Consider the following 9,330-nt stretch of genomic DNA (forward strand, 5'->3'; position numbering starts at 1 on the left):
CGACAGGAAAGCGTCCCGCTATGCGGCTGATCCTTCCACTGCCCGGCAACGAAGCCTTCGCGCAAAGGCTGGCAAGTGCCGGAGGATGGGAACTAGGCGCGCTCGAAACGCGCCGCTTTCCCGATGGCGAGAGTTATGTGCGCCTCGTGTCGGACGTCGCGGACAAGTCGGTCGACCTCGTCTGCACGCTAGCCAATCCCGACGAGGGCTTCCTGCGACTAGTCTTCACCGCTGATTCGGCGCGCTCGCTCGGGGCGCGGACAGTGACGCTGGTCGCACCTTACCTCTCCTATATGCGGCAAGATCGCCGTTTCCGGGCCGGAGAGGCCGTGACCTCGCGCAGCTTCGCGCGGCTCGTCTCGTCGTGCTTCGACAGACTGGTCACCGTCGACCCGCACCTGCACCGCTATCCGGCGCTTTCCTCCCTCTATTCCATCGCCGCGAACACGCTGCATGCAGCCCCGCTTCTCGCCGACTGGATCGCGGCGGCGGTCCGCTCTCCCCTCATCATCGGCCCGGACGAGGAGAGCGAGCAATGGGTCTCGGCGATTGCCGCGCGTGCCCGCGCGCCCTGGACAGTGCTTCGCAAGATAAGACATGGGGATCGCAGCGTAGACGTCGATGTGCCCGATCTGTCCGGATGGCGCGGGCTCCAGCCCGTGCTTGTCGACGACATCGCCTCGTCCGGACACACCCTCATCGAGGCGGCGAGTAAGCTCCCGCTCCAAGGGTTTCCAAAGCCCATCATTGCGGTCGTCCATGCCCTCTTCGCGGAGGATTCCTACCCCCGCCTGCTCACCCTGTCCGACAGGATCGTCTCCACGGACGCCGTCGAACACGAGAGCAATGCCATCGGTCTTGCCTCGCTGATCGCGGGTGAGCTGTCAGCAGCGGAAGATGCAGCGGAGCAGCTTGTACGGCGGCGCAGACCACCCGAACCGCGAGATAAGGCCGAGCGAGCCGGATACGACTCCTTTCCGGCCAGCGACCCGCCATCCTGGACCTCTGGCCGATGAAACCTCCCACGCACATCGAGGTCCCGGGCGGACCGAATGGGGGGACGAGCGCGAGGCTCAAGCGATCCGAGTTGGCCGCCACATTCGGCGCCGGTCTGTTCGGTGGCGGCCTCGGATTGTTGGTCGCCCGCTACGTTGCCGACCTTGCGGTTCCTTTACTGCTGACGGGAGCCCTGATGCATGCCTGGGGAATGTACGACAAGCACGCGATCGAGCGGGACCTGGGACGGCCGGAGGCGCCGTGGATAAGGGCATTGTACTGGCTGTGCTGGCTCGTCCTGGCGGGCGTGGCTGCCACGATCATCCTGAGAGCGCTCTTCTAGGCGGCTCCGTTCCAGGTGCCCGCTTGCGCAGCAGCATTCGCCCCCCTCTCCCGAGAGCAATCCGTGCAGAAAGGTCGAACGAGTGAACCAAGATCCATCGCCCGAATCTCTGCGTTGGGCCAAGGGCTACGGCGTCATCGAGCACTCGCCCGAAACCAGGGAGCGCGTCCAAGCCCTGGCAGCGCGGCTGATCGCTGCGGGCCGAATGACCGAAGTGGACGCATATTACCGCTTGCTCGCGGCGGCGGACCGCCTCGCGTCGGCCGCCATGTGGGCCGTGGTCCACATGACCTATGCCAGAAGGATGGACCTCTCCGGCGCGCCGCTGCCGCCGGAGGCCTTCAAACCCACGCCTGAGGGACATACCGGCGGCTCGCTCAACATGGTCCCCGCCTTCGTCGGCTATCTCGTCGCTAATGCGATCAGCGCGACCACGCGCTCCTGGCTCATGGGACAGGGGCATTGCGTGGCCGCCATTGAGGCCATCAATGTCCTAACCGGCGACGTCTCCGCGGCCAAGAAGGGCCGCTACGATCGCAGCGAGGGCGGGCTCTCGCGGCTTGCCGCCGACTTCTACTCCTATGCGATCGACCCGAGCGGACATTCGGCGGTTCCGCTTGGAAGCCATGCCGGCCCCAATACGGCCGGTGCGATCTCGGAGGGAGGGTACCTCGGCTTTGCCGAGGTTCAGTACGTTCACATGCCGCTCCCGGGCGAGCGCCTGGTCGCGTTCCTGAGCGACGGCGCCTTCGAGGAACAACGCGGCTCCGATTGGACACCGCGCTGGTGGCGCGCCGAGGATTCGGGCATCGCGGTCCCGGTCATGATCCTCAATGGCCGCAGGATCGAGGAGCGCGCGCAGATCGTGCAACAGGGTGGCTCCGAATGGCTCGCTTCCCATCTGCGCCACAACGGCTTCGACCCCTTCACGATCGACGGGCGAGATCCGGCAGCCTTTGCGTGGGCTATTCTCACGGCAGAGGAGAGGGTGGAGCGATTTACCGCTAGGCCGGACCGTCGCTATCCCGCGCCGATCCCCTACGTGATCGCTGAGACGGTCAAAGGCTTTGGCTTTCCGGGATCAGGAACCAACGCGTCACACAATCTTCCGCTCGCGGGTAATCCCTCGCGCGATGAGTCCGCCCGGCAAACGTTCAATGACGCAGCACGATCGCTCTTCGTGCCGCCGGACGAACTCGACGCCGCCATCGCCACGTTGGCGGTTCATGCGCAACAGAACCGCCCGCTCGAAAGCCGGCACCCGCTCGCACTGCGTTGGCCGCCATCGCTACGGCTTCCCGAGCCCGACTGGACCGTGGCCGGCAGCCCGCCGGATTGCGCTATGCACGCGCTCGATCGGTGGTTCGTGCGCCTTGTCGACGACAATCCGGAACTGAGACCCCGCGTCGGCAACCCCGACGAGTTGCGATCCAATCACATGGGCGCCACGCTCGACCGCCTGCGCCATCGTGTGAACGTTCCCGAACCTGGGGTTTCCGAGGCCGTCGACGGGGCGGTTATCACCGCCCTGAACGAGGAAGCGGTGGCTGGCGCCGCCCTCGCCAACAAGGGTGGGATCAACCTCATCGTCAGTTACGAGGCCTTCGCCATGAAGATGCTCGGCGGCTTGCGACAGGAAATCGTCTTTGCCCGCCGTCAGCGCGAGACTGGAGGGCAACCCGGCTGGATCTCGGTCCCGCTCATTGTCACCTCCCATACCTGGGAGAATTCCAAGAACGAGCAGTCGCACCAGGATCCCACGATCGGCGAGGCGTTGCTCGGCGAGATGTCCGACACCGCACGCGTCCTGTTTCCGGTCGACGCCAACACCGCCATGGCGGCCTTGCGCTCGGTCTATGATGGTCGCGGTCAGGTTGCCTGCCTGATCGTATCCAAGCGCGACATGCCCCCCAGGCTTGGAGCCGAGGCAGCCGTTCGGTTCGTTGAAGACGGTGCAGCCCATTTCGATGGCGAGCCCGGCGCGGCCGAATTGCAGATCGTCGCAATCGGCGCCTATCAGCTCGAGGAGGCGCTCAAGGCCGCCGATCGGCTCAAGCGACACGGCCGTCGTGTCCTGGTTACCGGAATCTGCGAGCCGGGTCGCCTTCGCCAGCCGCGCGATCCTGTCGAGGCAGCCTTCACGGCAGCCGATAACGCCGTGGCGGCCCTGTTCCCGCCTGGTCTGCCACGCGTCATCGTCACTCATACCAGACCCGAACCCATGCTGGGCCTGTTGAGGCGGCTCGACGATGGGCCAAGACGGACCGCTGCGCGCGGCTACATCAGCCGCGGCGGTACGCTCGACGTGCCCGGCATGCTCTTCGCCAATCGTTGTTCCTGGGCGCACCTGGTCGATGCGGCGGCGCCGCTCGCCGGCTGGTCCCGAAGTGAGTTTCTTACCCCTGCCGAGCGCAATGCTGTCGATGGACACGGCGACCCGGCTGACCTGCTGTTCTCAACAACCTGAAGGGCCGTCATGCTCACGCTAACTTCAATCGGCGGCGCCGGTACCGTAACCGGCTCAAAGCATCTCCTCGCCAGCGGCGACACCCGCATCCTGATTGATTGCGGCCTGTTCCAGGGCCTCAAGAACCTGCGTGAATTGAACTGGGAACCGCTGCCTATCGACCCATCGAGCATCGATGCGGTAGTGCTGACGCACGCTCACCTCGATCATTCCGGCTACCTGCCGAAGCTGGTCCGAGAAGGCTTTCGCGGCAAGATCTTCGCGACGGCGGCCACAAGCGACATCGCTGAACTGATCCTGATGGACAGCGCCCACCTCAACGAGAAGGACGCCGAATATGCCGACAGGAAGGGCTTCTCGAAGCACAAGCCGGCCCTGCCGCTGTACGGAAGCCATGATGCCGAGCGCGCTCTCGAATTCTTCACATCGGTTCCGTTCGGCGACGTCGTCCGGCTTCCCGGCGGCGCCACGCTGCGGTTCCGACACGCCGGACACATTCTGGGTGCCGCCACCGCCGATATCGAATGGGGCGGGTGCCGCATCGCCTTCTCCGGCGACATCGGCCGCTATGACGATCCGGTGCTTCCCGATCCGGAGATCGTGCCGGAAGCGGACTATGTCCTCGTCGAATCGACCTACGGCAACCGCGTCCATGACCCGGCTGATCCCACCGAGGCGCTCGGCGCCATCGTCAAGAGAACGGTCGAGCGGGGCGGCACGCTGGTGATCCCGGCCTTCGCGGTCGGGCGAGCCCAATCGCTGCTCTACCACTTGTGGAAGCTCAAGACGGACGGGCAGCTTGCCAACATCCCGGTCTACCTGGACAGTCCCATGGCGATCGATGCGACCAATCTGCTGCACACCCATCGCGCGGACCATCGGCTCCCTGCCGAGATGTGCGCCGCAGTCTGTGGGGTCGCGACCTATACCCGGGACGTAGAGGGTTCCAAGGCTATCACGGCCAGCCCCTATCCCAAGGTGGTGATCTCGGCGAGCGGGATGGCGACCGGCGGACGCGTCCTCCACCATCTCAAGGCATTTGCCCCCGACTCGAAGAATACGATCCTGTTCTCCGGCTTCCAGTCTGCGGGCACCCGAGGCCGCGCCATGCTGCAAGGCGCACGCGAGACCAAGATCCACGGCGAGTGGATCCCCGTCCAGGCGGAAGTCGCCGAGTTGTCGATGCTTTCGGCCCACGCTGACGCGAACGAATTGATACGCTGGTTGTCCGGCTTTCGGCGCGCGCCCAGCCGCGCCTTCATCGTTCACGGCGAGGATGACGCTTCGGAGGCCCTGCGCGTGCGGATCGGCCGCGAGCTCGGGTGGAACGCCACCGTCCCCCGCATGAACCAGTCCTTCGAACTATGACGATGCCCAGCGATCCCCCCCTCACCCAGCCGACATTGCGCGCCAGGCGGCTGCACCTGCACTCGCAGCACCAGGCGGTCGTTGTCATGCGAACCGACTGCCACGTCTGCCGCTCCGAAGGATTGGCCGCCCGATCCCAGGTCTTGCTTTCCTATGGTGAGCGGCATGTCCAGGCGACGTTGTTCCAGATCGAAGGTGACTCGCTCCTCGCCCTTGATGAGGCAGGACTTTCGGAGACGGCCTGGGACCTTCTCGGCGTCACGGAGGGTGAGGCGATCAGCGTCAGCCATCCGCCCGCCATCTCGTCGCTGGCAAGCGTGCGCCGGCGCATCTACGGCAACCGGCTCGACGCGCAGGCGTTCTCCAATATCGTCGGGGACGTGGTCGCCGGCCGCTATACCGACGTCCATCTCGCAGCCTTCCTGACTGCCAGCGCCGCCCTGCCCCTGAACGAGGAAGAGACGGCCGATCTAACGGATGCGATGGTCAAGGTTGGCGACCACTTGCGATGGGACGCGCCAATCGTGGTCGACAAGCACTGCATCGGTGGCCTTCCCGGCAACCGCACGACCCCTATCGTCGTTGCAATTGTTGCCGCGAACGGCCTGATAATGCCTAAGACCTCCTCCCGTGCCATCACCTCTCCGGCGGGAACGGCCGACACCATGGAAACGCTCGCCCCCGTAGATCTCGACATGACGACCCTCCGGCGAGTGGTCGAGGCCGAGGGAGGCTGCGTGGCGTGGGGCGGTGCCGTACACCTGAGCCCAGCTGACGACATTTTTGTGCGCGTCGAACGCGAGCTCGACGTCGACACCGAGGGCCAGCTCATTGCATCAGTCCTCTCGAAGAAGATCGCCGCGGGCTCGACACATGTCGTCATCGACATCCCCGTCGGGCCGACCGCCAAGGTACGCAGCGGCGAGGCTGCCGATCATCTCGCGGATCGCATGCGCGCGGTCGCGGCTCGCTTCGGGCTCAGCGCGACATGCCTCCAGACCGACGGCTCACAACCCGTAGGACGCGGCATCGGCCCCGCCCTCGAGGCGTTCGATGTCCTCGCCGTGCTCCAGAACGCGCCCGATGCCCCCGACGATCTGCGCCACCGCGCTGCCATGCTCGCGGGCGCCGCCCTGGAGATCGGCGGCAAGGCCGAACAAGGGCGCGGCGTCGTGGTCGCCCTCGAAACGTTGAGCAGCGGCAAGGCGTGGACGAAGTTCGAGGCGATCTGCCGGGCGCAGGGTGGGCTGCGCACACCGCCAAAGGCATCGAACGTCCACACGCTGGTCGCCCCGAGCGCCGGTCGCGTGGTTCATATCGACAACCGCAAGGTCGCCAAGCTTGCCAAGCTGGCGGGAGCGCCGGAGGCCAAGGCCGCGGGCGTACATATGGAGGTCCGACTGGGGGCGACGATCGACAGAGGACAGCCGCTCTTGCATGTGCATGCCGAGACGGCGGCGGAACTATCCTACGCCCTGGATTACGCCGCGCGTGCCGGGGACATCGTCAAGGTCGAGCCGTGACTGGCGAGCCACGGTTCTCAGGCGTTCAACGTCTAACAACGAGCGATGCATTGGACCATGCCGATTCTTTGCCCCATCCAGGTGCCAACGGCTTGGGCGATCCAGCGCATCCATATGGGGCATGGCTTCCTCAAGCCTGCCAACATCGACTTGCTGCTGCATCAGGTTCACGCTTGGAGCCGATGGCGGATCCTACCAATGGCGCTGCTGCAGGTTTTTATCCACGTCACTGCCACACTCTGGCACCACCTCTATCGCCGCGACGACGTCTTGCTCAGAATGTTCAAGGGCTCATGAGGCGTGCTGCAGCCAAGAAGCGGGCGTCGGAGATCGGCTCCAGAGCGGACGCGACATGGACTCATTGATCCCGCAGCTCGGCCTCGCACTGGCCATCGGCCTGCTCGTCGGGCTGGAGCGCGGCTGGCGAGAGCGCGACACGCCTGATGGTGGACGGACGGCGGGTATACGCACCTACGGGATCTCAGGACTGCTGGGCGGCGTCGCCGCGGCCCTCAGCCTCAGCCTGAACACGCCCGCGGTCCTGATCGCCACGTTTTTGGCCTTCACCGCCGTCTTCGCGTGGTACCACGCGCGCGAATCCATGCACGACAAGAGCTTCAGCGTGACGGGCGTTATCGCCGCTCTCGGCGTGTTCGGACTCGGCGCCCTGGCGGTAACGGGCGATCAGCGCGTCGCGGCGGCGGGCGGAGCCGCGCTCGCGGCCGTTCTTGCCAGTCGCGATCTCCTGCACGGACTCCTCAGGAGGATCTCCTGGATCGAGCTGCGGTCGGCACTCGTGCTCGCCGTAATGACCGCGATCGTCCTGCCCCTCCTACCTGCGCGCACGATTGATCCGTGGGGAGGATTCAACCCGCAACAGGTATGGCTCTTCACAGTGCTGACAGCCGCGATTTCCTTTTTCGGCTACATCGCCGTCCGGGCCCTCGGCACCGCGCGGGGCGTCCTGGTGGGCGGCCTGGCGGGAGCGATCGTCTCCTCGACCGCCGTCACCGTGGCACTGGCGCGAACGGCGGCAGCGGGAGGAAGCCCCTGGCCGCTCGCCGGAGCGGCCGCGCTCGCGGCGGGCGTTTCCGTGCTTCGCGTCGCGGGGATTGTCACCATCGTTGCGCCATCGCTGCTCGGCGTTTGCGGCACCGCGATGCTTGCTGCGATCGTCGGCTTCGCGGCCTCCGGCGCCCTCGTTCTGACACGGGGCCGAGTGGACGGAGACGGTACGGAACCGCCCCGAAATCCCTTTGAGTTGGGCCCGCTTCTCGCCTTTGCCGTGCTCTTCGCCATCGTTTCGACGATTAGCGCGGTGCTATCGATTGGAAGCAGTCGCGGAATGATCGCGACCTCGGCAATTTCGGGACTCTTCGACGTTGACGTCGCCGTCCTGAGTGCACTCCGGCTCCTCGGGCCTTCGGCATCGCCCGAGGCCGTTGGCCACGCCGTCCTGCTGGCGCTCGCGAGCAATGCGGTCGGGCGCATCTCGGTCGCGATCGCAACCGGACCTATCCGCTTCTGGATGCCTTACGTTGGAGCCACAGTCGTAGCGGCAGCGTTGGGCTACACGGCATTCGTCACCCTGCCGCACTTCAACTTGGTGGGTGTGTTGGGCACTCCGAATCCTTGATCCGGGTTAATTCGCGACGCTTCGATTGTAGTGACGTTTGACAGCGGACTTCGTCGGACTTTTGCGATCTCGACGGGGACCGCGCGCTGTACATGGAACAAACGCGTGTCTCGTGTGCCTCCAGAGGTTGACGACGGCTCTCCCATCCAGGCGAAGGCTCGTGAGCTTCGCTTTTCGCAGTTGACGCCGAATTTGGATTTTCCTGAGTTTCGATCCCGAGGTAGCATCCTCTTTGGCCGATAGGTCTACAAACCAACTACGTCCAAGGTTGCCTGCATTCGCTTATGGCCCGCGTGGTCCAAAAATGTCCGGAGGCCTCAGTTGACTCCTTCCGTTCATCCACTGGCGTCGCAACCGCTCCCTGCCTTTATGCCGTCCCCGGGAAGCCCGGATTATTTGCTGATCGGCGCGGCGATCTTCCTGATCGCTTTCGTGCTCGCGATAGGTCACCTGTATCTGAGGTTGCACGCGCTTCCAGATCAGATCGCGCACAAAACCAAGAAGATGCAGTACGAGATCGTATGCGTGCTGGGTTTGCTCGCAATGTTTACCCACGTCCACGCATTCTGGATCGCCGGGCTGTTACTGGCCATGATCGACATTCCTGATTTCAGTGGTCCCCTCGGAAGAATGGCCGACGCGCTTGAGCGGATAGCCGCCAATTGGCGAAACAGAACGCTGGGTCGCGAGTACAGTGACGCTCGCAACCGGGTGACCGCGATCCCGCGGTCACCCGCACAGCTAGAAAGCGAGCGGCAGAGCGACAGCGCCGCTCCGTAGCGGTATTGGCCGTAGTCGCTTCGTCGCTAGCCTGATTTCAATGCTTGAGCTGCGTTGTCAGCCCGCATGGCTCATGATGTGCTGCAGCCCCCGATACCGCGCAAAGACGTTCTGCCTGCCGGCAGAAAAGATGACGACCTCATAGGTTTGCGGCGCCTGGCCCGGAACCTCCATCCCAGGTGAGCCAACCGGCATGCCCGCGACCGCGATTCCAGTT

8 protein-coding genes and 1 pseudogene are annotated in these 9,330 nt (G+C 64.9%); 8 read left to right on the forward strand and 1 reads right to left on the reverse strand.

Annotation, left to right across the window (positions count from 1 at the left end; genetic code table 11):
- The first annotated feature begins 20 nt into the window (after nt 1-20).
- From AC1RMY_RS22980 to AC1RMY_RS23015, 8 genes are all read left to right on the forward strand, one after another.
- Nucleotides 21-1,016, forward strand: coding sequence for a ribose-phosphate pyrophosphokinase (locus tag AC1RMY_RS22980; RefSeq protein WP_492868501.1), 996 nt, complete (start codon nt 21-23; stop codon nt 1,014-1,016).
- Between the two features lie 71 nt (nt 1,017-1,087).
- On the forward strand, nt 1,088-1,339 hold the full coding sequence (locus tag AC1RMY_RS22985; protein ID WP_492868503.1) for a hypothetical protein: 252 nt from the start codon (nt 1,088-1,090) through the stop codon (nt 1,337-1,339).
- Between the two features lie 82 nt (nt 1,340-1,421).
- Nucleotides 1,422-3,806 (forward strand): phosphoketolase family protein, encoded by a 2,385-nt coding sequence (locus AC1RMY_RS22990; RefSeq protein WP_492868505.1) that lies wholly within the window; start codon nt 1,422-1,424, stop codon nt 3,804-3,806.
- A 9-nt stretch (nt 3,807-3,815) separates the two neighbouring features.
- On the forward strand, nt 3,816-5,174 hold the full coding sequence (locus tag AC1RMY_RS22995) for an MBL fold metallo-hydrolase RNA specificity domain-containing protein (RefSeq protein ID WP_492868506.1): 1,359 nt from the start codon (nt 3,816-3,818) through the stop codon (nt 5,172-5,174).
- A gap of 2 nt (nt 5,175-5,176) precedes the next feature.
- Nucleotides 5,177-6,697 carry a thymidine phosphorylase family protein gene (locus AC1RMY_RS23000; protein WP_492868508.1) on the forward strand — a complete coding sequence of 507 codons (1,521 nt, stop codon included), beginning with the start codon at nt 5,177-5,179 and terminating at the stop codon, nt 6,695-6,697.
- A 57-nt stretch (nt 6,698-6,754) separates the two neighbouring features.
- A complete protein-coding gene (locus tag AC1RMY_RS23005) occupies nt 6,755-6,994 on the forward strand; it encodes a hypothetical protein (RefSeq protein WP_492868510.1) in 240 nt (79 codons plus the stop codon).
- Between the two features lie 55 nt (nt 6,995-7,049).
- Nucleotides 7,050-8,333 (forward strand): MgtC/SapB family protein, encoded by a 1,284-nt coding sequence (locus AC1RMY_RS23010; protein ID WP_492868512.1) that lies wholly within the window; start codon nt 7,050-7,052, stop codon nt 8,331-8,333.
- A gap of 321 nt (nt 8,334-8,654) precedes the next feature.
- On the forward strand, nt 8,655-9,113 hold the full coding sequence (locus tag AC1RMY_RS23015) for a hypothetical protein (RefSeq protein WP_492868514.1): 459 nt from the start codon (nt 8,655-8,657) through the stop codon (nt 9,111-9,113).
- Nucleotides 9,114-9,170: 57 nt separating this feature from the next.
- On the opposite strand, the pseudogene AC1RMY_RS23020 reads toward AC1RMY_RS23015, so the two are convergent.
- Nucleotides 9,171-9,330 (reverse strand): annotated as a pseudogene (locus AC1RMY_RS23020) (DUF411 domain-containing protein); the annotation flags it as partial.

The organism is Allobosea sp. GW822-FHT03F07 (assembly GCF_058801345.1).

Coding starts and splice junctions, on each gene's coding strand:
- AC1RMY_RS22995 (WP_492868506.1), top strand. CDS start 3,816: ATGCTCACGCTAACTTCAATCGGCGGCGCCGGTACCGTAACCGGCTCA.
- AC1RMY_RS23000 (WP_492868508.1), top strand. CDS start 5,177: ATGCCCAGCGATCCCCCCCTCACCCAGCCGACATTGCGCGCCAGGCGG.
- AC1RMY_RS23010 (WP_492868512.1), top strand. CDS start 7,050: ATGGACTCATTGATCCCGCAGCTCGGCCTCGCACTGGCCATCGGCCTG.
- AC1RMY_RS23005 (WP_492868510.1), top strand. CDS start 6,755: ATGCCGATTCTTTGCCCCATCCAGGTGCCAACGGCTTGGGCGATCCAG.
- AC1RMY_RS22980 (WP_492868501.1), top strand. CDS start 21: ATGCGGCTGATCCTTCCACTGCCCGGCAACGAAGCCTTCGCGCAAAGG.